This window comes from Pseudomonas sp. R3-52-08 (assembly GCF_003851745.1).
Taxonomy (GTDB): domain Bacteria; phylum Pseudomonadota; class Gammaproteobacteria; order Pseudomonadales; family Pseudomonadaceae; genus Aquipseudomonas.
In genome coordinates this window covers 1,335,730-1,357,920 of record NZ_CP027730.1, presented here as the reverse complement: position 1 = coordinate 1,357,920, position 22,191 = coordinate 1,335,730, and the positions used below count along the sequence as shown (strand labels likewise).

Sequence of the window (22,191 nt, the reverse complement as noted above, 5' to 3'; positions counted from 1 at the left end):
GTGCCTGCACGAGTCTTTTCCGGTAGCATTCCCTCCAGATTGACCCGCCTGGAATCCCCAATGTCCGACCGCCTGACCCTGCTGCGTCCCGACGACTGGCATATTCATCTTCGCGATGGTGCTGCGTTGCCCCAAACCGTGGCCGATGTAGCGCGCACGTTTGGCCGTGCCATCATCATGCCTAACCTGGTACCCCCGGTGCGTAACGCGGCCGAAGCCGATGCCTATCGCCAGCGAATCCTCGCTGTGCGCCCGGCCGGCAGCCGCTTCGAACCGCTGATGGTGCTTTACCTTACCGACCGCACCCAGCCTGAAGAAATTCGTGAGGCCAAGGCCAGCGGTTACGTTTACGCCGCCAAGTTGTACCCGGCGGGCGCGACCACCAACTCCGATTCCGGCGTCACCAGCATCGACAAGATCCTGCCGGCCATCGAAGCCATGGCTGAGGTTGGCATGCCGCTGTTGATCCACGGTGAAGTCACCCGTGGCGATGTCGACGTGTTCGATCGCGAGAAGATTTTCATCGACGAGCACATGCGCCGCGTGGTCGAGCTGTTCCCGACGCTCAAGGTGGTGTTCGAACACATCACCACCGCAGAGGCCGTGCAGTTCGTCACCGAGGCTTCGGCCAACGTCGGCGCGACCATCACCGCACATCACCTGTTGTACAACCGCAACCACATGCTGGTGGGCGGGATTCGGCCGCATTTCTACTGCTTGCCGATCCTCAAGCGCAACACCCATCAGGTGGCTTTGCTGGATGCCGCCACCAGCGGCAGCCCGAAGTTCTTCCTCGGTACCGACTCCGCGCCCCACGCGCAGCACGCCAAGGAAGCCGCCTGCGGTTGCGCGGGGTGCTACACCGCGTTTGCTGCCATCGAGCTGTACGCGGAAGCGTTCGAACAACGCAACGCCCTGGACAAGCTCGAAGGCTTCGCCAGCCTCAATGGCCCGCGCTTCTATGGCCTGCCGGCGAATACCGACCGCATCACCCTGGTTCGTGAAGACTGGACCGCCCCTGCCAGCCTGCCCTTTGGCGAGTTGACCGTTATCCCGCTGCGCGCCGGTGAAACACTGCGCTGGCGCCTGCTGGAGGAAAGCAAGTGAGTGAAGACCATTACGATGACGACCAGGAACACGCCGGTGGGGGCGGTTCGCGCCACCCGATGGCCGAACGTTTTCGCGGCTACCTGCCTGTCGTTATCGACGTAGAAACCGGCGGCTTCAATTGCGCCACCGATGCCTTGCTGGAAATTGCCGCGACCACCATCGGCATGGACGAGCAAGGCTTCGTGTACCCGGAACACACCCACTTCTTCCGCGTCGAGCCGTTTGTAGGGGCCAACATCGAAGCGGCAGCCCTGGAGTTCACCGGGATCAAGCTCGATCACCCCTTGCGCATGGCAGTGAGTGAAGAAGCGGCGCTGACCGACATCTTCCGTGGCGTACGCAAGGCGCTGAAGGCCAATGGCTGCAAACGCGCGATCCTGGTCGGGCACAACAGCAGTTTCGACCTGGGCTTCCTGAATGCCGCCGTGGCGCGCCTGGACATGAAACGTAACCCGTTCCATCCATTCTCCAGCTTCGACACCGCTACGCTTGCCGGCCTGGCCTATGGTCAGACCGTACTGGCAAAAGCCTGCCAGGCAGCCGGTATCGATTTCGACGGTCGCGAGGCGCACTCGGCTCGCTATGACACCGAGAAGACCGCCGAGCTGTTCTGTGGCATCGTCAATCGCTGGAAACAGATGGGCGGTTGGGAAGACTTCAACGACTGAGGTTGAATCCCGCGCATAAAAAAACCGGCCTTTCCAGGCCGGTTTTTTTTACCTTGAATCTGGCTTACAGCTTGCCAGCGTTCTCGGTCAGGTAAGCCGCAACACCTTCGGTGGAAGCGGTCATGCCTTTGTCGCCTTTTTTCCAGTTGGCAGGGCAGACTTCGCCGTGCTCTTCGTGGAATTGCAGAGCGTCGACCAGACGGATCAGCTCTTCCATGTTACGGCCCAGCGGCAGGTCGTTGATGATCTGCGAGCGCACAACGCCCTTGTCGTCGATCAGGAACGCGCCACGGAATGCCACGCCGCCTTCGGACTCAACGTCGTAGGCCTTGGCGATATCGTGCTTCATATCGGCTGCCATGGTGTATTGGACTTTGCCGATGCCGCCATCATTGATGGCGGTGTTGCGCCAGGCATTGTGAGTGAAGTGGGAGTCGATGGAAACGGCGACCACTTCAACATTGCGCGCCTTGAAATCGTCCATGCGGTGATCCAGAGCGATCAGCTCGGATGGGCAGACGAAGGTGAAGTCCAGCGGGTAGAAGAACACCAGGCCGTATTTGCCTTTGATGGCTTCAGACAGTTTGAAGCTGTCTACGATTTCGCCATTGCCGAGAACGGCGGGTACGTCGAAATCCGGGGCTTGTTTGCCGACGAGTACGCTCATTGGATATCTCCTGATGAAGGGGTGACGATTGAAGTAACAGGACAAGCGTGAAGTCTGCCTTGTGTCAGCGACAAACCTGTGACGCGGTCACGCTTCGTAAAGACTGACCATCATACACCGAAAAAACCGTTCGTCAGCGCGCAGGCAGTGTGCGTGCGATCGTTGATGAAACTACTTTGACAATCATTCTCGTTAACATTAAGATCCATCGCACTCAAGCCCTAAACCCGCGACGGTTCTCCCTTATGTATGTGTGCCTCTGTACTGGCGTCACCGACGGACAAATCCGCGAAGCAATCTATGAAGGTTGCTGCAGCTACAAGGAAGTGCGCGAAACCACCGGCGTTGCCAGCCAGTGCGGTAAATGCGCATGCCTCGCCAAGCAAGTGGTACGGGAAACGCTCACGCAGTTGCAGACAGCCCAGGCTGGCGTGCCCTACTCAGCAGAATTTACACACGCTTAAATAGGCGTGTTTTAAAGAACCGGACTCCGTGTCCGGTTTTTTTATGCCTGCAATTCAATTAGTTAGCGTCAAGACGCGGAACACAAACATTCTTATTCCGATTAATTTTCATTTATTATTCAATAACTTAGGTTTGACACCAGGTTTTTCGCCGCTCAAACTCTGCCCCTACACAGCGATTACAGGGCAGGACCCCAGTCATGAAAGGCGACATCACAGTCATCCAGCAACTCAACAAAATCCTTGCCAATGAACTGGTCGCGATCAATCAGTACTTTCTGCATGCACGCATGTATGACGATTGGGGCCTGGAAAAGCTGGGCAAACGCGAATACAAGGAATCGATCAAGGCCATGAAGGACGCCGATGCGCTGATCAAACGCATCCTGTTCCTCGAAGGCCTGCCGAATGTACAGGACCTGGGCAAGCTGAATATCGGCGAGCACACCCAGGAAATGATCAGCAGCGACCTGGGCTTTGAACGCAAGAGCCACAGCGACCTCAAGGCCGCCATCGCTCACTGCGAAGCCACTGGCGACTACGGCAGCCGCGAGTTGCTGGAAGATATTCTTGAAGACCAGGAAGAGCATATCGACTGGCTGGAAACCCAACTGGGCCTGATCGACAAAGTCAGCCTGGAGAACTACCTGCAATCGCAAATGGGCGAATAACCCCGTAGTTCTTGTTTACTGTAGGAGCGAGCTTGCTCGCGAAAAAACGCCCAGGCAACGCGTTTATTCTGGATAAACGCGGGGGCCTTAAGTGCTTCGCGAGCAAGCTCGCTCCTACAGAGAAGCCAAAAAAAAGCCCCGCCCTCTTACGAGAGGCGGGGCTTTTTATTGCGTGGCCTTTTACCAAAGCATCAAGCTTCAGTCTTGGCTGCCGCTTTTTCCGCTGCATCTTTGATCAACGCTTGCAACGAGCCATCAGCCGCCATTTCAGTGATGATGTCGCTACCGCCAACCAGTTCACCGGCCACCCACAGCTGCGGGAAAGTCGGCCAGTTGGCATATTTAGGCAGGTTGGCGCGGATTTCCGGGTTCTGCAGGATATCCACGTAAGCGAACTTCTCGCCACACGCCATGATGGCCTGGGACGCTTTCGCGGAGAAACCGCACTGGGGAGCGTTTGGCGCGCCTTTCATGTAAAGCAGAATGGTGTTGTTGGCAATCTGCTCTTTGATCGTTTCGATGATATCCATGGAACACCTCTGCAGGAACTTTGCGACTCACGGGTCGGCACGGTGGCGCATTGTAACGCAAAAAACCTGCAGGATGCTCGGGCGCGCCGACAGCCAGCCTCACGCCGCTGCAACTTTCACAGGCACGCCATTGAGCGCCGCATTGCCGGAGAGCTCGTCCAACTGCCGCTCATCGGTCAAATCATTCGCACTTGCCCCCGGCTGGCCGCTGGCGATGCTCATCTGCACACCCGGGCGCCCGTGCCCCCAGCCATGCGGCAGGCTGACCACGCCGGGCATCATGTCCAAGCTGGCGACCACCTCGACTTCGACCATGCCGATGCGTGAGCTGACGCGCACCCGCTGACCGTCGTTCAATTGCCGGCTGGCCAGGTCATCAGGATGCATCAGCAGTTGATGGCGCGGCTTACCCTTCACCAGCCGATGATAGTTATGCATCCAGGAATTATTGCTGCGCACATGGCGACGACCGATCAGCAGCAGTTCGTCAGCCACGGGCACCGGTTGCGCCGCAAAACGCGCCAGGTCCGCCAGGATCACTAGCGGCGCCGCCTGCACCTTGCCATCGGCGGTTTTCAGCCGCTCGGCCAGGTTTGGCTGGAGCGGCCCCAGGTCCATGCCATGGGGATGATCGGCCAGCATCGCCACCGACAGCTTGCGCGCAGATGCATCCCCATAAGTCCCGGCGCGCAACCCGAAGTCGATCATCTGCGCAGGTGGCATCGTCGGCTTGAGCACCACGCCGGTATGGGCCGAGAACGCCTTGGCCAGGCCGACGAAGATTTCCCAGTCGTGCAGCGCACCTTCAGGCTTGGGCAGGATCGCGCGATTGAAGCGCGTGACGTTGCGTACCGCGAACATATTGAAGGTGGTGTCGTAGTGATCATTCTCCAGTGCCGACGTGGACGGCAGGATCAGATCGGCATAGCGCGTGGTCTCGTTGATGTAGAGGTCGATACTGACCATGAACTCCAACCCATCCAGCGCCTGCTCCAACTGACGGCCGTTGGGCGTCGACAATACCGGGTTACCGGCCACCGTCACCAGGGCGCGGACTTGCCCTTCGCCTTCGGTGAGCATTTCTTCGGCCAAGGCAGACACCGGCAGCTCTCCGCCGTACTCGGGCCGCCCGGACACGCGGCTCTGCCAGCGATTGAAATGCCCGCCGCCGGTCGAGGCAACCAAATCCACCGCCGGCGTGGTGCACAAGGCGCCGCCTACCCGATCCAGATTACCGGTCACCAGGTTGATCAGTTGCACCAGCCAATGACACAGGGTGCCGAACGCCTGGGTGGAGACGCCCATGCGCCCATAGCACACCGCTTTATCCGCCGCCGCGAAGTCCCGCGCCAGTTGACGAATCTGCTCGGCAGGCACCGCACACTGACGGCTCATGGCCTCGGCGGTAAACCCGGCGATCGCCTGGCGCACGGTCTCCAAACCCTCAACCGGTAAATGGCTGTCGCGGGTCAAGCCCTCGGCGAACAGGGTGTTGAGCAGCCCGAACAACAAGGCCGCGTCACCGCCAGGACGCACGAACAGGTGCTGATCGGCAATCGCCGCCGTCTCGCTGCGGCGCGGGTCAACCACCACCACTCTGCCGCCTCGGGCCTGAATGGCCTTGAGGCGCTTCTCCACGTCGGGCACGGTCATGATGCTGCCGTTGGAGGCAAGAGGATTGGCGCCCAGGATCAACATGAAGTCGGTGTGGTCGATGTCCGGAATCGGCAGCAACAAGCCATGGCCGTACATCAGGTGGCTGGAGAGGTGGTGGGGCAGTTGGTCTACCGACGTCGCGGAGTACCGGTTACGCGTTTTCAACAGGCCGAGAAAGTAGTTGCTGTGGGTCATCAGCCCGTAGTTATGCACGCTGGGGTTGCCCTGATACACCGCCACCGCATTCTGCCCATGCCGGGCCTGGATGCCCGCAAGGCGTTCGGCTACCAGCGCAAACGCTTCTTCCCACGGAATTGGTTGCCATTCGTTACCCACCCGCAACATAGGCTGGTGCAGGCGGTCCGGGTCATTCTGGATATCCTGCAACGCCACCGCTTTCGGGCAGATGTGCCCCCGACTGAAGGTGTCCAACGGGTCGCCCTTGATCGAGGTGATCGCCAGGCTGCCGTCGTCGCCTTGGCTGGTTTCCAGGGTGAGGCCGCAGATCGCTTCGCATAGGTGGCAGGCACGGTGATGGAGAGTCTTGGTCATGGCCAGTCTCTTTTATAAGGGCTTTGTTCAACTATGGGCCGCGACCGCTCGGTGCGCCAGCAACGTTCGCGCGGTGAATCGGCAGCCATAGGCCAAAGCAGGGCCAAGAGTGAGCAAATGTTTCGGAAACCTCCCCGCACGCGCCTGAAACCGCTAAAACCAGGCCCGGAGCCGCCCCTGCGCATTGCAAAAGGTCTCGGCGCCAGTGTACAAATGGGCCGCTGCTGTCAGGAAACCGTCTTCAAACGCGCTTCGGCGCCCTGCTTGAACACCCTTAAAAACCGTAGCGCTATTGGTAAGACGCGACATTTAATGTCAATATCGCGCCTTCCCCTATTTCGTCGCCCCGTGCGGCTTTCGCCGCAGGTCTCGCCCGTTGTCACAATAAACAAGGCTTTGAGTATCTGCGGTCTGTTGCAAAAGGTAGTTAATGATGAGCGCAAGGCACTTTCTCTCCCTGATGGATTGCACGCCCGAAGAGCTGGTCAGCGTGATCCGTCGAGGCATTGAGCTTAAAGACCTGCGTAACCGCGGTGTACTGTTCGAGCCTCTGAAAAACCGCGTGCTCGGGATGATTTTCGAGAAGTCCTCGACCCGCACCCGCTTGTCCTTCGAAGCCGGCATGATCCAATTGGGTGGTCAGGCGATCTTCCTGTCGCCGCGCGATACCCAATTGGGCCGTGGCGAGCCGATCAGCGACTGCGCCATCGTGATGTCGCGCATGCTCGACGCCGTGATGATCCGTACCTTCGCCCACAGCACCTTGACCGAATTTGCCGCCAACTCGCGTGTGCCGGTGATCAACGGCCTGTCCGATGACCTGCATCCGTGCCAATTGCTGGCCGACATGCAAACCTTCCTCGAGCACCGCGGCTCGATCCAGGGCAAGACCGTGGCCTGGATCGGCGACGGCAATAATATGTGCAACAGCTATATAGAAGCCGCGATCCAGTTCGACTTCCACCTGCGTATCGCCTGCCCCGAGGGTTACGAACCCAGCGCCGAGTTCCTGGCCAAGGCCGATGGCCGCGTGCAACTGCTGCGCGATCCGAAAGACGCGGTGGTCGGCGCCCATCTGGTCAGCACCGACGTCTGGACCTCCATGGGCCAGGAAGACGAAACCGCCAAGCGCCTGGCCCTCTTCGCGCCGTTCCAGGTGACCCGCGCGCTGCTCGACCTGGCCGCGCCGGACGTGCTGTTCATGCACTGCCTGCCTGCCCACCGTGGCGAAGAAATCAGCCTCGACCTGCTCGACGACCCACGCTCGGTCGCCTGGGACCAGGCCGAAAACCGCCTGCATGCGCAAAAGGCCCTGCTCGAATTTCTCGTTCCGCCGTCGTACCACCACGCATGAGCCAGCCATTACTGCTGAACCTGCGCAATCTGGCATGCGGCTATCAAGATCAACGGGTGGTGCAGAACCTCAATCTGCACCTCAACGCTGGAGACATCGGCTGCCTGCTGGGCTCCTCGGGCTGCGGCAAGACCACCACCCTGCGCGCAATTGCGGGGTTCGAGCCGGTGCACGAAGGCGAAATCAGCCTGGCGGGCGAAGTGATCTCCAGTGCCGGTTTCACGCTGGCACCCGAGAAACGTCGCATCGGCATGGTGTTTCAGGACTACGCGCTGTTTCCTCATCTGAGCGTGGCCGACAACATCGCCTTCGGCATCCGCAAGCACCCGCAAAAAGAACGCGTAGTGGCCGAATTGCTGGAACTGGTCAACCTCAAAGACCTGGGCAAACGCTTCCCCCACGAGCTTTCCGGTGGCCAGCAGCAACGTGTCGCCCTCGCCCGCGCCCTGGCGCCGGAGCCGCAGCTGCTGCTGCTGGACGAACCCTTTTCCAACCTGGATGGCGAATTACGGCGCAAGCTCAGCCATGAAGTACGCGACATTCTCAAGGCGCGCGGCACCAGCGCGATCCTGGTCACCCATGATCAGGAAGAAGCCTTCGCCGTCAGCGATCACGTGGGCGTGTTCAAGGAGGGTCGTCTTGAGCAGTGGGACACGCCCTACAACCTCTACCACGAACCGCAGACGCCGTATGTGGCCAGCTTTATTGGCCAGGGCTATTTCATCCAGGGTCAATTGAGCTCGCCCGAGTCCGTCAGCACTGAGCTGGGCGAGCTGCGTGGCAACCGTGCTTATACCTGGCCCACCGGTGGCGCGGTGAAGGTGCTGCTGCGCCCGGATGACATCGTCTATGCGCCGGACAGTGCACTCAAAGCGCGGATTGTTGGCAAGACCTTCCTCGGTGCGTCAACGCTGTACCGTCTGCAACTTGCGACGGGCGCGCAACTGGAGTCGATTTTCCCCAGCCACGTCGATCAGCAGATGGGCACGGATGTGGGCATTCGAGTGGCCGCCGAGCATCTGGTGCTGTTCCAGGCATAAGCATCCAGCTGTCGAAACCGGATCAAATGTGGGAGGGGGCTTGCCCCCGATAGCGGTGGGTCAGCTATGGATAAGCTGACTGACCTAAAGCCATCGGGGGCAAGCCCCCTCCCACATTTGGATTTGCGCAGGGATGAAAATCAGGCCCGGCCAATCGGCGCGAAGATGGCTTGGGTATGCTCAGCCAACACACTGGCTGGCAACTCTACTTCCAACCCTCTCCGACCGGCACTGACGAAAATCGTCGCAAACGGCTGCGCCGTCACATCGATGAACGTGCGCAAGCGCTTCTTTTGCCCCAAAGGGCTGATGCCGCCCAAAAGATAGCCGGTGGAGCGCTGCGCCGCCGCCGGGTCGGCCATTTCGACTTTCTTGACGCCCGCCGCGTGAGCCAGGGCTTTCAGATCCAGACTTCCGACGACCGGCACCACCGCCACCAGCAATTCGCCCTTCTCACTGCTGGCAAGCAAGGTCTTGAACACCTGCGCCGGGTCGAGAGCCAATTTCTCCGCGGCCTCCAGGCCATACGAAGCCGCCTTGGGATCGTGCTCATAACTATGGATGCGATGTTCGGCGCGAACTTTTTTCAACAAATCCAATGCGGGGGTCATGACCTCTCCGGACGTAGCAAACTGAGACTCGATTCTAGGCCAACCCCGCACAAAACGCTCTAGTCCGCCCTATCCGCCAACCTTATTTAAAGTGATGAGCGTGATCATTCATCAAACCTATAGTTCGAAAGTGACTGGTAGTTCACTTTCGACCTTTGACAGCAGTCATTCTTGTCTATATTTTTTCGTTTCCGAATACTGTAGGAATAGCCCTCGGTACTCGAGCAGTAAGCCGTGACATAGGATGGGGATCCTCGTCTCGGTGAAAATCGCGCAACGGCCCGTTGAGGCCTGCGCCAGACAAGAACAACAACTGAGGTTTTCCATGACAACTGCTCTTCAACAGCCTTCACTTTCGAGCCAATGCATGGCCGAATTCCTCGGCACTGCGCTGCTGATCTTCTTCGGTACCGGGTGCGTCGCTGCGCTCAAGGTCGCGGGTGCGAGCTTTGGCTTGTGGGAAATCAGCATTATCTGGGGGGTCGGCGTGAGCATGGCGATCTACCTGAGTGCCGGTATTTCCGGGGCTCACCTCAATCCGGCGGTGAGTATCGCCCTGTGTATTTTCGCCGATTTCGAAAAACGCAAACTGCCCTTCTACATCCTCGCCCAAATCGCTGGTGCTTTCTGTTCCGCCGCGCTGGTGTACACGCTCTACAGCAATCTGTTTTTCGATTACGAACAAACCCACCACATGGTACGTGGCTCCCAGGCCAGCCTGGAGTTGGCCTCAGTGTTCTCCACCTATCCTCATGCATTGCTCAGCACGGCCCAGGCGTTCCTGGTGGAAATGGTCATCACCGCGATCCTGATGGGTGTGATCATGGCCCTGACCGACGACAACAATGGCCTGCCCCGTGGCCCGCTGGCGCCGCTGCTGATCGGCCTGTTGATCGCTGTGATTGGTAGCGCGATGGGCCCGCTGACCGGCTTTGCGATGAACCCGGCGCGGGATTTCGGGCCCAAGCTGATGACCTTTTTCGCCGGCTGGGGTGAAATGGCCTTTACTGGCGGTCGCGATATTCCTTACTTCCTGGTACCGATTTTCGCGCCGATTGTGGGCGCATGCCTCGGCGCCGCAGCGTATCGCGGGCTGATTGCCCGTCACCTGCCGAGCGCCGCACCTGCTATAGCTGAAACAACTGACACGGCTGTCAACGGCAACACCCGTATTTCCTGAAAGCGCCAGCCAGGGTCCCTGCCCTTCGTGACCCCGGCTGATTTCTGACTTCCTTATTTCGTCCAAGGCAATTGACATGACCGACCTTCAGAATAAGAACTACATCATTGCCCTCGATCAGGGCACCACCAGTTCCCGCGCGATCATCTTCGATCGTGACGCCAACGTGGTGTGCACCGCCCAGCGCGAGTTCGTCCAGCATTACCCGCAGGCGGGTTGGGTCGAGCATGACCCGATGGAAATCTTCGCCACCCAGAGCGCGGTGATGGTTGAGGCGCTGGCCCAGGCTGGCCTGCACCACGACCAGGTCGCCGCCATCGGCATCACCAACCAGCGCGAAACCACCGTGGTATGGGACAAGGTCACCGGCCGCCCGATCTACAACGCCATCGTCTGGCAGTGCCGCCGCAGTACCGAGATCTGCCAGCAGCTCAAGCGCGACGGCCACGAGCAATACATCAGCGACACCACAGGCCTGGTCACCGACCCCTACTTCTCCGGCACCAAACTTAAGTGGATCCTCGACAACGTCGAAGGCAGCCGCGAGCGTGCGCGCAACGGCGAGTTGCTGTTCGGCACCATCGACAGCTGGCTGATCTGGAAATTTACCGGCGGCAAGACCCACGTCACCGACTACACCAATGCTTCGCGCACCATGCTCTTCAACATCCACACCCTGGAATGGGATGCGAAGATGCTGGAGATTCTGGACGTTCCACGGGAAATGCTGCCGGAAGTTAAATCTTCGTCCGAGATCTACGGCCGCACCAAAAGCGGCATCGCCATCGGCGGCATTGCCGGCGACCAGCAAGCCGCGCTGTTCGGCCAGATGTGCGTCGAACCCGGCCAGGCCAAAAACACCTATGGCACCGGCTGCTTCCTGCTGATGAACACCGGCGACAAAGCGGTGAAATCCAAGCATGGCATGCTCACCACCATCGCTTGCGGCCCGCGTGGAGAAGTGGCCTACGCACTGGAAGGCGCAGTCTTCAACGGCGGATCCACCGTGCAGTGGTTGCGTGACGAGTTGAAAATCATCAACGACGCCCACGACACCGAATACTTTGCCGGCAAGGTCAAGGACAGCAACGGCGTTTACCTGGTGCCGGCCTTCACCGGCCTGGGCGCGCCGTACTGGGACCCGTATGCCCGTGGCGCATTGTTCGGCCTGACCCGTGGCGTACGCGTGGATCACATTATTCGCGCAGCCCTGGAGTCGATCGCCTACCAGACCCGTGACGTGCTCGACGCCATGCAACAGGACTCGGGCGAACGCCTTAAAGCCCTGCGTGTGGACGGCGGCGCCGTGGCCAACAACTTCCTGATGCAATTCCAGGCCGATATCCTCGGTACCCAGGTCGAGCGTCCGCAAATGCGTGAGACCACGGCATTGGGCGCGGCGTACCTGGCGGGCCTGGCCTGTGGTTTCTGGGGCAGCCTCGACGAATTGCGCGGCAAGGCGGTGATCGAGCGCGAATTCGAACCACAGCTCGATGAGGCGGCTAAAGAGAAACTCTACGCGGGCTGGCAAAAAGCAGTCAGCCGCACCCGCGACTGGGAGCCGCACGAAGGCGCCGAATAAGCCAAGCGCCGGATCTACACCGGTTGTAACTGGCAGGGAGCGGATTCCTGCGTCATCATGGGCCACTTTTGTATGGCAGCCCAAAGGACGCCCCATGAATCTGCCTCCCCGCCAACAACAAATCCTCGAACTGGTCCGCGAACGCGGCTACGTCAGTATCGAGGAAATGGCGCAGTTGTTCGTTGTCACCCCGCAAACCATCCGCCGCGATATCAACCAGCTGGCGGACGCCAATCTGCTGCGCCGCTACCACGGCGGCGCGGCCTATGACTCCAGTGTCGAGAACACCGCGTACGCCATGCGTGCCGACCAGATGCGCGATGAAAAACAGCGTATCGGCGAAGCCATCGCGGCGCAGATCCCCGATCACGCCTCGTTGTTCATCAATATCGGCACCACCACCGAATCCATCGCCCGTGCGCTGCTCAATCACCATCACCTGAAAATCATCACCAACAACCTCAACGTCGCCACCATGCTCAGTGCCAAGGACGACTTCGATGTGTTGCTGACCGGCGGCAATGTGCGCCGTGACGGCGGCGTGGTAGGCCAGGCCAGTGTTGATTTCATCAATCAGTTCAAGGTCGACTTTGCGCTGGTGGGTATCAGTGGCATCGATGAGGATGGCAGCCTGCTGGATTTTGACTATCAGGAAGTACGGGTTTCCCAGGCGATCATCGCCAATGCGCGACAAGTGATTCTGGCCGCAGACTCCAGCAAGTTCGGGCGCAACGCCATGATCCGCCTGGGGCCGATCAGTCTGGTGGACTGCCTGGTGACTGATCAGCAGCCGGTGCCGGCGTTGGTGCAGTTGTTGAATCAGCATAAGGTTCGTTTGGAAGTCGTCTGACTTCTCATTCCCACGCTCCGCGTGGAATGCACCGCAGGACGCTCCGCGTCCGCTGTGACGCAGAGCGTCATGGGCTCAATTCCCACGCGGGAGCGTGGGAACTATCAGTTCACAAATTTTCCTTTCCCCACCCTTCGATGAGTTTTTTCAATCGAAGTTGGCTGGCTGCGCGCGCATTTATCAGCTACCATTTTCGCAAATGAACATTAATGTTCGAATTCCAATATGAAAAGATCGCGAGGCCAGCCGATGAACCCTTCTACCTTGCCTGCTCCACCGCTTGCCGAAGTCTATGACGTTGCCGTAATCGGTGGCGGGATCAATGGCGTCGGCATTGCAGCAGACGCAGCCGGGCGCGGTTTGTCGGTATTCCTTTGCGAAAAGGACGACCTGGCCAGCCACACGTCGTCTGCCAGCAGCAAGCTGATCCACGGTGGCTTGCGCTACCTGGAACACTACGAGTTCCGCCTGGTGCGCGAAGCCCTGGCCGAGCGTGAAGTGCTGCTGGCGAAGGCCCCGCACATCGTCAAGCAGATGCGCTTTGTGTTGCCGCACCGTCCGCACCTGCGCCCGGCCTGGATGATCCGTGCCGGCCTGTTCCTGTATGACCACTTGGGCAAGCGCGAGAAGCTGGCCGGTTCAAAAAGCCTCAAGTTCGGTGCCGACAGCCCGCTGAAAAGCGAAATCACCAAAGGCTTCGAATATTCCGACTGCTGGGTCGACGACGCCCGCCTTGTGGTGCTCAACGCCATGGCCGCGCGCGAGAAAGGCGCGCATATCCACACCCAGACCCGTTGCGTCAGTGCCCACCGCAGCAACGGCTTGTGGGAAATGAACATGCAACGCGCCGATGGCAGCCTGTTCTCGATCCGCGCCCGGGCGCTGGTGAACGCCGCCGGCCCATGGGTCGCCAAGTTTATCAAGGACGACCTGAAGCTGGATTCGCCGTACGGCATTCGCCTGATCCAAGGCAGCCACCTGATCGTGCCGAAACTCTACGAAGGTGCCCATGCGCACATTCTGCAGAACGAAGACCAGCGCATCGTGTTCACGATTCCGTACCTCAATCACCTGACCATCATCGGCACCACCGACCGCGAATACACCGGCGATCCGGCGAAAGTTGCGATCACCGAAGGTGAAACCGACTACATGCTCAAGGTGGTCAACGCACACTTCAAGAAACAGCTGAGCCGTGACGATATCGTCCACACCTATTCGGGCGTGCGCCCGCTGTGCAACGACGAATCGGACAACCCATCGGCCATTACCCGCGACTACACCCTGTCGCTGTCCGGCGGCAGCGGCGAGGCGCCGATCCTGTCGGTGTTCGGCGGCAAGCTGACGACCTACCGCAAGCTGGCCGAATCGGCCATGGCGCAACTGGCGCCGTACTTCACCCAGATGCGCCCAAGCTGGACCGCCAAGGCCAGCCTGCCGGGCGGCGAAGACATGACCACACCAGAAGCCCTGGCCGAGGCCATACGCAACAAGTTCGACTGGGTGCCGAGCGAGATCGCCCGTCGCTGGTCGACCACCTACGGCAGCCGCACCTGGCGCCTGCTGGAAGGTGTGCAAACCCTGGCTGATCTGGGTGAGCACCTGGGCGGTGGGCTTTACACCCGCGAAGTCGATTACCTGTGCGCCGAAGAATGGGTAACCCAGCCTCAAGACGTGCTGTGGCGCCGCACCAAGCTGGGCCTGTTCACCACTGCAGCAGAGCAGGACAACCTGCAACGCTACCTGTCCAAGGTTGAACAGACGCGCAGCAAGATCGAAGCGGCCTGACGCCATCCCGAGATTGTAGGAGCGAGCTTGCTCGCGAAAAACCCGAGAGCGCCGTGTTTATTCAGAATAAACGCGGCGTTCTTGCGTTTTTTCGCGAGCAAGCTCGCTCCTACAGCAAGCGGGCGTAGCATTCGGTTTTCCGAACGCAATACCTCCCATCATTCGGTTTGCCGTACCCACGCACTGAACCGCTACCGTCACACAAAGTTAATAACTATATAAATCATGAAGTTAAGCTTTTGTTTCGGGTATGGCACGACTCATGCTCTACACTTCCTGACGATTGCCTGAGACGCCTCAGCAGCCGTCAAGGCATTCGCTGTACAAGAGAGCCGTTTAGCTGGCTTTATAAAAAAAACAAATGTCGAGGAAGTATTGATGCGCATCGTTCCCCATATCCTGGGCGCAGCTATTGCTGCTGCTCTGATCAGCACTCCAGTTTTCGCCGCCGAACTCACCGGCACGCTGAAGAAAATCAACGACTCCGGCACTATCACTCTCGCTCACCGCGACAGCTCTATTCCGTTTTCCTACATTGCGGATGGCTCGGGCAAACCCGTGGGCTATTCCCATGACATTCAACTGGCCGTCGTTGAAGCCCTGAAAAAAGACCTGAACAAGCCCGATCTGCAGGTCAAATACAACCTGGTGACGTCGCAGACCCGTATTCCGCTGATCCAGAACGGCACCGCAGACCTGGAATGCGGCTCCACCACCAACAACGCCGAACGCGCCCAGCAAGTTGACTTCACCACCAACATCTTCGAAATCGGCACCCGTCTGCTGGTCAAGAAAGACAAGGATGGCAAGCCGTCCTACGTTGACTTTGCCGACCTGAAAGGCAAGAACGTCGTGACCACCGCCGGCACCACGTCCGAGCGCATCATCAAGGCGATGAACGCCGACAAGCAGATGGGCATGAACGTCATCTCCGCCAAAGACCACGGCGAATCCTTCCAGATGCTCGAAAGCGGCCGCGCGGTTGCCTTCATGATGGACGACGCCCTGCTGGCCGGCGAAGAAGCCAAGGCCAAGAAGCCGGATGACTGGGTGATCACCGGTACTCCGCAGTCCTTCGAAGCCTACGCGTGCATGGTTCGCAAAGGCGACCCAGACTTCAAGAAAGCCGTGGATGACGCCATCGCCAGCCTGTACAAGTCCGGCGAAATCAACAAGATCTACGCCAAGTGGTTTGAAAGCCCGATTCCACCAAAAGGCCTGAACCTCAACTTCCCGATGAGCGACAAGGTCAAGGAACTGATCAAGAACCCGAGCGACAAACCGGCTCCGGAAGTAAAGATCTAAAACCTGGCTAACCTTATCGCCTGAGGGAGTCAAACTCCCTCAGGCGTTTGTAATTACCTGCTGGCTTTAACTTGGAACACTCGACCTGGCGGTTTTCGAGCCGATTGCGTGTGCCTGACGTTCAACGTCAGGAGGGAACGGACTGTCCCAAGCGGGTGCTTGTACATCGATCGATCTCGAGGGGAGACCCTAATGAATTACAACTGGGACTGGGGCGTGTTCTTCAAGTCCACCGGCGTTGGCAGCGAGACTTATCTCGACTGGTACATCGCCGGCCTGGGCTGGACCATCGCCATCGCTGTCGTGGCATGGATCATTGCCTTGCTGCTGGGCTCCATTCTGGGGGTCATGCGCACCGTGCCAAACCGCCTCGTATCGGGCATCGCGACCTGCTACGTGGAACTGTTTCGTAACGTGCCGCTGCTGGTTCAGCTGTTCATCTGGTATTTCCTGATACCCGATCTGCTGCCGCAGAACCTGCAGGACTGGTACAAACAAGACCTGAACCCGACCACCTCGGCCTACCTGAGCGTCGTCGTGTGCCTGGGCCTGTTCACCGCCGCCCGTGTGTGTGAACAAGTGCGCACCGGCATCCAGGCGCTGCCCCGTGGCCAGGAAGCCGCCGCGCGCGCCATGGGCTTCAAGCTGCCGCAGATCTACTGGAACGTGCTGCTGCCCCAGGCCTATCGCATCATTATTCCGCCGCTTACCTCCGAATTCCTCAACGTGTTCAAGAACTCCTCCGTGGCGTCCTTGATCGGCCTGATGGAACTGCTGGCGCAAACCAAGCAGACCGCCGAGTTTTCGGCCAACCTGTTTGAAGCCTTCACCCTGGCCACGCTGATCTACTTCACCCTGAACATGAGCCTGATGCTGCTGATGCGCGTGGTCGAGAAGAAAGTCGCGGTGCCCGGCCTGATCTCCGTGGGGGGTAAATAATGGACTTCGATTTCAGCGGTATCATCCCCGCGATCCCGGGCCTGTGGAACGGCATGGTCATGACCCTGCAGTTGATGGTCATGGGCGTGGTCGGCGGCATCATCCTGGGTACGATCCTCGCGCTGATGCGCCTGTCGTCCAGCAAGCTGCTGTCCCGTGTGGCCGGCGCCTATGTGAACTACTTCCGTTCGATCCCGCTGCTGTTGGTGATCACCTGGTTCTACCTGGCGGTGCCGTTCGTGCTGCGCTGGATCACCGGTGAAGACACGCCGATCGGCGCGTTCACCTCCTGCGTCGTGGCCTTCATGATGTTCGAAGCCGCGTACTTCTGCGAAATCGTGCGGGCCGGCGTGCAGTCGATCCCCAAGGGCCAGATGGCCGCCGCGCAGGCGATGGGCATGACCTACGGGCAGACCATGCGCCTGATCATCCTGCCCCAGGCGTTTCGCAAGATGACCCCGCTGCTGCTGCAGCAGAGCATCATCCTGTTTCAGGACACGTCGCTGGTCTACACCGTGGGCCTGGTGGACTTCCTCAACTCTGCCCGTTCCAACGGCGACATCATCGGCCGCTCCAATGAGTTCCTGATCTTCGCCGGTGTCGTCTACTTCATCATCAGCTTTTCCGCCTCGCTGCTGGTCAAGCGTCTGCAAAAAAGGTTTGCCGTATGATCTCTATCAAGAACATCAACAAGTGGTATGGCGACTTCCAGGTGCTGACCGACTGCAGCACCGAGGTTAAAAAAGGCGAAGTGATCGTGGTGTGCGGGCCGTCCGGCTCGGGCAAGTCCACCCTGATCAAGTGCGTGAATGCGCTGGAGCCGTTCCAGAAGGGCGACGTGATCGTCGATGGTACTTCCATCGCCGACCCGAAGACCAACCTGCCGAAACTGCGCTCGCGCGTGGGCATGGTGTTCCAGCACTTCGAACTGTTCCCGCACCTGACCATCACCGAGAACCTGACCATCGCGCAGATCAAGGTGCTCGGCCGCAGCAAGGAAGAAGCCACCAAGAAGGGCCTGCAACTGCTGGAGCGCGTCGGCCTGTCGGCCCATGCACACAAGCACCCGGGCCAACTGTCCGGTGGCCAGCAACAACGTGTGGCGATTGCCCGCGCCCTGGCCATGGACCCGATCGTCATGCTGTTCGACGAACCGACCTCGGCGCTCGACCCGGAAATGGTCAACGAAGTGCTCGACGTGATGGTGCAGTTGGCCCACGAAGGCATGACCATGATGTGCGTGACCCACGAAATGGGCTTCGCCCGCAAAGTGGCCGACCGCGTGATCTTCATGGACGCTGGCAAGATCATCGAAGACTGCCCGAAAGAAGAGTTCTTCGGCGACATCAGCGCCCGCTCCGAACGTGCGCAGCACTTCCTTGAGAAAATCCTGCAGCACTAAGTATTACAGCGCATCCACTGAAGAAACCGGACCAATGTGGGAGGGGGCTTGCCCCCGATAGCGGTAGATCAGCGACAGATATACCGACTGACACACTGCAATCGGGGGCAAGCCCCCTCCCACACTGACCGCACAGGCCGGCAGCGCTGGTTGACCCAAGGCATCTGTGATGAAATGCGACCCCACCCCCTATCGCGCTGCGCCGCCATCACTTGCCGTGAAGCCTCGCCTGATACGTCAACTGTTCCTGCCGCCGTTGATCATCGCCCTGATGATCGGCTTGGGTTATATCGGCTTCTGGGTCAGTGAGTACTATGGCATCCGCACCCTCAGCGACAACGGCGAACGCCAGTTGGAGTTGCACGCTCGCACCGTCGAAAGCGAACTGAGCAAATACACCTACCTGCCCAGCCTCCTTGAGCTGGAATCCAGCGTTTCCCTGCTCCTGGCTGACCCCAACCAGGAAACCCGCACGACCGTCAACGATTATCTCGAAGGCTTGAACCGCCGCAGCCGCAGCCGCGCCATCTACGTGATGGATACCACCGGCCGGGTGCTGGCCACCAGTAACTGGCGCGACGCCGACAGTTACCAGGGTGAAGATCTGTCCTTTCGCGCCTATTTCCAGAACGCCGTGCGCGGCCAGCCCGGTCGTTTCTACGGCATCGGCAGCACCAACGGCGAACCTGGCTACTACCTGGCTCACGGGCTTGAAGAGCATGGCAAAATCATCGGCGTTGCCGTGGTCAAGGTCCGCCTGGAGGCGCTTGAAGAGCGCTGGCAACGCGCGCGCCTCGAAGCTTTTGTCAGCGACGAAAACGGCATCATCATCCTGTCCAGTGACCCGGCCCGCCGCCTCAAGGCCGTGCGTCCCCTGAGCGAAGACACCAGGGACCGGCTGGCTAACAGCCTGCAATATTATTGGGCGACACTGGACGCCCTGGAACCCCTGGCCCGCGAGCGGCTGAACGAAGGCAGCGAAAAGCTGACCTTCCCGGCCAACAGCGAAGTGGTCAACGACAAGCAAGAAGTCAGTTACCTGGCGCAAACCCGGCCACTGAATGACACACCGTGGAACTTCACCCTGCTCACCCCGCTGAATGAACTACGCCGCGCCGCGATCAACCAGGGCATCCTGGTCGCCGTCGCGTTTGGCTTGGTCGCGTTTTTGCTGATTGCCTGGAACGAGCGGCGCAAGGTCATCGCCACCCGCCTCGCCGCACGGGAGGCCTTGCAGGAAGCCAACAGCCAGCTGGAACGACGGATTGCCGAACGCACCGCCGACCTGCGCGCCAGCAATGAACGCCTCAAAGGCCAGATCCGCGAACGGCGCCAGGCCGAAGAGACTTTGCGCCGTGCCCAGGACGAACTGGTGCAGGCCGGTAAACTCGCAGCGATCGGCCAGATGTCCACCAGCATCGCCCACGAATTGAACCAACCCCTGGCCGCGCTGCGCACCCTGTCCGGCAACACCGTGCGCTTCCTCGAACGTGGCGCCCTGGACACCGCCAGCGCCAACCTCAAGACCATCAACGAACTGATCGATCGCATGGGTCGCATCACCGCCAGCCTGCGCTCGTTCGCCCGGCGCGGTGACGACCAGGGCGAAGCGAACCTGGCCAAGGCGGTGGACGCCGCGTTCCAGGTGCTCGGCGCGCGCCTGGACAACCTGTCCCTGGCCGTGCACCGTGACTTCACCCATGCCCAGTTGCAGATCGATCAGACGCGCCTGGAGCAGATCCTGGTCAACCTGATCGGCAACGCCCTCGATGCGATGCAGGCGCAACCGGCGCCGCAGTTGTGGCTGGAAGGCCAGAGCGCCGAGGGTAAATATCGCCTGCGGGTGCGCGACAATGGCCACGGCATCGACCCCGAGGCACGCAAACACCTGTTCGAGCCCTTCTTCACCACCAAGCCCGGCGAGCAAGGGCTGGGCCTGGGCCTGACCCTCTCCGCAAGCCTTGCGGCGGCCACCGGCGGCAGCCTGGCCGTGGAACATCCGGCCGCTGGTGGTACCGCGTTTGTCCTGAACCTGCCGCTGGCGGGCGCTGAAAAAGTTGAGTCGACATGAATATTGAACCCCAAGACCTCACCGTCCTGATCGTCGAAGATGACCCCCACGTGCTGCTGGGTTGCCAGCAGGCATTGGCGCTGGAAGACATCCCCAGCGTTGGCGTGGGCAGTGCCGAAGAAGCGTTGACCCATATCGGCGAGAATTTTGCCGGCATTGTCATCAGCGATATTCGCCTGCCGGGCATAGATGGCCTGGCCTTGCTCACTCGCCTCAAGGCGCTGGATAAAAGCCTGCCGGTGGTGCTGATCACCGGGCATGGCGACATCTCCATGGCGGTCGGCGCCATGCGCAACGGCGCATACGATTTCATGGAAAAACCCTTCTCCCCCGAGCGCCTGGTAGACGTCGCCCGTCGTGCCCTTGAACAGCGTGGGCTGGCGCGGGAAGTCTGGTCGCTGCGGCGCCAACTGGCCGAGCGCGATTCGTTGGAGGGCCGCATCATCGGGCGCTCGCAGGCGATGCAAAACCTGCGCGAACTGATCGCCAACGTTGCCGACACGTCGGCCAACGTGCTGATCGAAGGCGAAACCGGCACCGGCAAGGAGCTGGTCGCGCGCTGCCTGCATGACTTCAGCCGGCGCCACGCCCACCAGTTCGTCGCCCTGAACTGCGGTGGGCTGCCGGAGAACCTGTTCGAAAGCGAGATTTTCGGCCACGAAGCCAACGCGTTTACCGGCGCCGGCAAGCGCCGCATCGGCAAGATCGAGCACGCCCATGAGGGCACGCTGTTTCTAGACGAAGTGGAAAGCATGCCGATCAATCTGCAGATCAAACTGCTGCGGGTCCTGCAGGAGCGCACCCTCGAACGCCTGGGTTCGAACCAGAGCGTGGCCGTGGATTGCCGGGTGATCGCCGCCACCAAGTCCGACCTCGATGAACTGAGCCGCGCCAGCCAGTTCCGCAGCGACCTGTACTACCGTCTCAATGTGGTCACCCTGGAACTGCCACCACTGCGCGAGCGCCGTGAAGATATCCTGCAGTTGTTCGAACACTTCCTGCAGCAATCCTCACTGCGCTTCGATCGCATCGCCCCGGAGCTGGATAACCAGACCCTGTCGAGCCTGATGAGCCACGACTGGCCGGGCAACGTACGCGAACTGCGCAACGTCGCCGAACGCTTCGCCCTGGGCCTGCCCGCGTTCAAGAAAAGCGGCACGGGCGGCAGCACCCACGGCCTGGCCTTTACCGAGGCGGTGGAAGCCTTCGAACGCAACCTGCTTGTTGACGCGTTGCAACGCAGCGGCGGCAACCTGACCCAGGCCAGCCAGGAACTGGGGATGGCCAAGACCACACTGTTCGACAAGGTCAAAAAATACGGGTTGAGTCACTGATGGATCTATTCTTGAAAGCCGCCCTCGGCGCGGCGGTGGTGCTTATATTGGCCGCATTGGCCAAGACCAAAAACTATTACATCGCAGGCCTGGTGCCGCTGTTTCCGACCTTTGCGCTGATCGCCCATTACATCGTCGGCAAAGGCCGCTCGGTCGAGGATCTGAAGACCACCATTGTGTTTGGGATGTGGTCGATCATTCCGTACTTCGTGTACTTGGCGACGTTGTATGTGATGGTGGATCGGATGCGGTTGGAGGCATCGCTCGCCGTGGCCGCAGTGGCCTGGTTGATGGCGGCAACGGTGCTGGTTAGTGTCTGGGTACGCCTGCACACCTGACACACCACAGTCCAAATGTGGGAGGGGGCTTGCCCCCGATTGCGGTGGGTCAGTCAATATATCTGTGGCTGACACACCG

21 protein-coding genes are annotated in these 22,191 nt (G+C 59.9%); 17 read left to right on the top strand and 4 right to left on the bottom strand.

Annotation, left to right across the window (positions count from 1 at the left end; genetic code table 11):
- The first annotated feature begins 60 nt into the window (after positions 1-60).
- The gene (pyrC, locus tag C4J91_RS06130; protein WP_124361516.1) at positions 61-1,107 is read left to right on the top strand and encodes a dihydroorotase; all 1,047 of its coding nucleotides are present in this window, start codon (positions 61-63) and stop codon (positions 1,105-1,107) included.
- The gene (rnt, locus tag C4J91_RS06125; protein WP_124361515.1) at positions 1,104-1,778 is read left to right on the top strand and encodes a ribonuclease T; all 675 of its coding nucleotides are present in this window, start codon (positions 1,104-1,106) and stop codon (positions 1,776-1,778) included. Before pyrC ends, rnt begins: the two co-directional genes overlap by 4 nt.
- Before the next feature lie 64 nt (positions 1,779-1,842).
- Here the strand turns inward: rnt and C4J91_RS06120 are convergent, their stop codons facing one another.
- Entirely contained in the window at positions 1,843-2,445 is a 603-nt protein-coding gene (locus C4J91_RS06120) for a peroxiredoxin (RefSeq protein ID WP_124361514.1), read from the bottom strand.
- A gap of 245 nt (positions 2,446-2,690) precedes the next feature.
- Here C4J91_RS06120 and C4J91_RS06115 point away from each other — a divergent pair, with 245 nt between their 5' ends.
- Together C4J91_RS06115 and bfr are read left to right on the top strand one after the other, a co-directional pair.
- Positions 2,691-2,909, top strand: a complete 219-nt coding sequence (locus C4J91_RS06115) for a bacterioferritin-associated ferredoxin (RefSeq protein WP_124365113.1) — start codon at positions 2,691-2,693, stop codon at positions 2,907-2,909.
- A gap of 200 nt (positions 2,910-3,109) precedes the next feature.
- Positions 3,110-3,580, top strand: a complete 471-nt coding sequence (gene bfr / locus C4J91_RS06110) for a bacterioferritin (protein WP_124361513.1) — start codon at positions 3,110-3,112, stop codon at positions 3,578-3,580.
- A gap of 191 nt (positions 3,581-3,771) precedes the next feature.
- Here the strand turns inward: bfr and grxD are convergent, their stop codons facing one another.
- Both grxD and C4J91_RS06100 read right to left on the bottom strand, forming a co-directional pair.
- Complete coding sequence (gene grxD, locus C4J91_RS06105; protein ID WP_110624405.1) at positions 3,772-4,110, bottom strand: Grx4 family monothiol glutaredoxin; 339 nt, start codon at positions 4,108-4,110, stop codon at positions 3,772-3,774.
- A gap of 99 nt (positions 4,111-4,209) precedes the next feature.
- Positions 4,210-6,318 carry a molybdopterin oxidoreductase family protein gene (locus C4J91_RS06100; RefSeq protein ID WP_124361512.1) on the bottom strand — a complete coding sequence of 703 codons (2,109 nt, stop codon included), beginning with the start codon at positions 6,316-6,318 and terminating at the stop codon, positions 4,210-4,212.
- A 433-nt stretch (positions 6,319-6,751) separates the two neighbouring features.
- Here C4J91_RS06100 and argF point away from each other — a divergent pair, with 433 nt between their 5' ends.
- Positions 6,752-7,672 (top strand): ornithine carbamoyltransferase, encoded by a 921-nt coding sequence (gene argF / locus C4J91_RS06090; protein ID WP_124361511.1) that lies wholly within the window; start codon positions 6,752-6,754, stop codon positions 7,670-7,672.
- Positions 7,669-8,712, top strand: a complete 1,044-nt coding sequence (locus C4J91_RS06085) for an ABC transporter ATP-binding protein (protein ID WP_124361510.1) — start codon at positions 7,669-7,671, stop codon at positions 8,710-8,712. Before argF ends, C4J91_RS06085 begins: the two co-directional genes overlap by 4 nt.
- A 140-nt stretch (positions 8,713-8,852) precedes the next feature.
- Here the strand turns inward: C4J91_RS06085 and ybaK are convergent, their stop codons facing one another.
- A complete protein-coding gene (ybaK, locus tag C4J91_RS06080) occupies positions 8,853-9,323 on the bottom strand; it encodes a Cys-tRNA(Pro) deacylase (RefSeq protein WP_124361509.1) in 471 nt (156 codons plus the stop codon).
- A 325-nt stretch (positions 9,324-9,648) separates the two neighbouring features.
- On the opposite strand from ybaK, the gene C4J91_RS06075 reads away from it, so the two are divergent.
- From C4J91_RS06075 to C4J91_RS06020, 11 genes are all read left to right on the top strand, one after another.
- On the top strand, positions 9,649-10,503 hold the full coding sequence (locus C4J91_RS06075; protein WP_124361508.1) for an MIP/aquaporin family protein: 855 nt from the start codon (positions 9,649-9,651) through the stop codon (positions 10,501-10,503).
- Positions 10,504-10,579: 76 nt separating this feature from the next.
- Complete coding sequence (gene glpK / locus C4J91_RS06070; RefSeq protein ID WP_124361507.1) at positions 10,580-12,085, top strand: glycerol kinase GlpK; 1,506 nt, start codon at positions 10,580-10,582, stop codon at positions 12,083-12,085.
- A gap of 94 nt (positions 12,086-12,179) precedes the next feature.
- Positions 12,180-12,935 (top strand): DeoR/GlpR family transcriptional regulator, encoded by a 756-nt coding sequence (locus C4J91_RS06065; protein WP_124361506.1) that lies wholly within the window; start codon positions 12,180-12,182, stop codon positions 12,933-12,935.
- Positions 12,936-13,184: 249 nt separating this feature from the next.
- Positions 13,185-14,723 (top strand): glycerol-3-phosphate dehydrogenase, encoded by a 1,539-nt coding sequence (glpD, locus tag C4J91_RS06060; RefSeq protein ID WP_124365112.1) that lies wholly within the window; start codon positions 13,185-13,187, stop codon positions 14,721-14,723.
- Positions 14,724-15,101: 378 nt separating this feature from the next.
- A complete protein-coding gene (locus C4J91_RS06050; RefSeq protein ID WP_124361504.1) occupies positions 15,102-16,028 on the top strand; it encodes a glutamate/aspartate ABC transporter substrate-binding protein in 927 nt (308 codons plus the stop codon).
- Positions 16,029-16,220: 192 nt separating this feature from the next.
- Complete coding sequence (locus C4J91_RS06045) at positions 16,221-16,967, top strand: amino acid ABC transporter permease (RefSeq protein WP_024073702.1); 747 nt, start codon at positions 16,221-16,223, stop codon at positions 16,965-16,967.
- The gene (locus C4J91_RS06040) at positions 16,967-17,638 is read left to right on the top strand and encodes an amino acid ABC transporter permease (protein WP_046071144.1); all 672 of its coding nucleotides are present in this window, start codon (positions 16,967-16,969) and stop codon (positions 17,636-17,638) included. The genes C4J91_RS06045 and C4J91_RS06040 overlap by 1 nt, the downstream gene beginning before the upstream one ends.
- Positions 17,635-18,369, top strand: a complete 735-nt coding sequence (locus C4J91_RS06035) for an amino acid ABC transporter ATP-binding protein (RefSeq protein WP_124361503.1) — start codon at positions 17,635-17,637, stop codon at positions 18,367-18,369. The genes C4J91_RS06040 and C4J91_RS06035 overlap by 4 nt, the downstream gene beginning before the upstream one ends.
- Before the next feature lie 169 nt (positions 18,370-18,538).
- Positions 18,539-20,440, top strand: coding sequence for a sensor histidine kinase (locus C4J91_RS06030; RefSeq protein WP_124361502.1), 1,902 nt, complete (start codon positions 18,539-18,541; stop codon positions 20,438-20,440).
- Between the two features lie 53 nt (positions 20,441-20,493).
- Positions 20,494-21,774, top strand: coding sequence for a sigma-54 dependent transcriptional regulator (locus C4J91_RS06025; RefSeq protein WP_256681685.1), 1,281 nt, complete (start codon positions 20,494-20,496; stop codon positions 21,772-21,774).
- On the top strand, positions 21,774-22,112 hold the full coding sequence (locus tag C4J91_RS06020) for a GlpM family protein (RefSeq protein ID WP_124361500.1): 339 nt from the start codon (positions 21,774-21,776) through the stop codon (positions 22,110-22,112). Before C4J91_RS06025 ends, C4J91_RS06020 begins: the two co-directional genes overlap by 1 nt.
- Positions 22,113-22,191 lie beyond the last annotated feature (79 nt).

What these genes read in the sequence shown, in the direction of transcription:
- pyrC (WP_124361516.1), top strand. Translation starts at nt 61, where the DNA reads ATGTCCGACCGCCTGACCCTGCTGCGTCCCGACGACTGGCATATTCAT.
- C4J91_RS06040 (WP_046071144.1), top strand. Translation starts at nt 16,967, where the DNA reads ATGGACTTCGATTTCAGCGGTATCATCCCCGCGATCCCGGGCCTGTGG.
- C4J91_RS06075 (WP_124361508.1), top strand. Translation starts at nt 9,649, where the DNA reads ATGACAACTGCTCTTCAACAGCCTTCACTTTCGAGCCAATGCATGGCC.
- C4J91_RS06020 (WP_124361500.1), top strand. Translation starts at nt 21,774, where the DNA reads ATGGATCTATTCTTGAAAGCCGCCCTCGGCGCGGCGGTGGTGCTTATA.
- C4J91_RS06100 (WP_124361512.1), bottom strand. Translation starts at nt 6,318, where the DNA reads ATGACCAAGACTCTCCATCACCGTGCCTGCCACCTATGCGAAGCGATC.
- C4J91_RS06115 (WP_124365113.1), top strand. Translation starts at nt 2,691, where the DNA reads ATGTATGTGTGCCTCTGTACTGGCGTCACCGACGGACAAATCCGCGAA.
- argF (WP_124361511.1), top strand. Translation starts at nt 6,752, where the DNA reads ATGAGCGCAAGGCACTTTCTCTCCCTGATGGATTGCACGCCCGAAGAG.
- C4J91_RS06065 (WP_124361506.1), top strand. Translation starts at nt 12,180, where the DNA reads ATGAATCTGCCTCCCCGCCAACAACAAATCCTCGAACTGGTCCGCGAA.
- bfr (WP_124361513.1), top strand. Translation starts at nt 3,110, where the DNA reads ATGAAAGGCGACATCACAGTCATCCAGCAACTCAACAAAATCCTTGCC.
- glpK (WP_124361507.1), top strand. Translation starts at nt 10,580, where the DNA reads ATGACCGACCTTCAGAATAAGAACTACATCATTGCCCTCGATCAGGGC.
- C4J91_RS06045 (WP_024073702.1), top strand. Translation starts at nt 16,221, where the DNA reads ATGAATTACAACTGGGACTGGGGCGTGTTCTTCAAGTCCACCGGCGTT.
- C4J91_RS06085 (WP_124361510.1), top strand. Translation starts at nt 7,669, where the DNA reads ATGAGCCAGCCATTACTGCTGAACCTGCGCAATCTGGCATGCGGCTAT.
- ybaK (WP_124361509.1), bottom strand. Translation starts at nt 9,323, where the DNA reads ATGACCCCCGCATTGGATTTGTTGAAAAAAGTTCGCGCCGAACATCGC.
- glpD (WP_124365112.1), top strand. Translation starts at nt 13,185, where the DNA reads ATGAACCCTTCTACCTTGCCTGCTCCACCGCTTGCCGAAGTCTATGAC.
- C4J91_RS06120 (WP_124361514.1), bottom strand. Translation starts at nt 2,445, where the DNA reads ATGAGCGTACTCGTCGGCAAACAAGCCCCGGATTTCGACGTACCCGCC.
- C4J91_RS06030 (WP_124361502.1), top strand. Translation starts at nt 18,539, where the DNA reads ATGAAATGCGACCCCACCCCCTATCGCGCTGCGCCGCCATCACTTGCC.
- C4J91_RS06050 (WP_124361504.1), top strand. Translation starts at nt 15,102, where the DNA reads ATGCGCATCGTTCCCCATATCCTGGGCGCAGCTATTGCTGCTGCTCTG.
- C4J91_RS06035 (WP_124361503.1), top strand. Translation starts at nt 17,635, where the DNA reads ATGATCTCTATCAAGAACATCAACAAGTGGTATGGCGACTTCCAGGTG.
- grxD (WP_110624405.1), bottom strand. Translation starts at nt 4,110, where the DNA reads ATGGATATCATCGAAACGATCAAAGAGCAGATTGCCAACAACACCATT.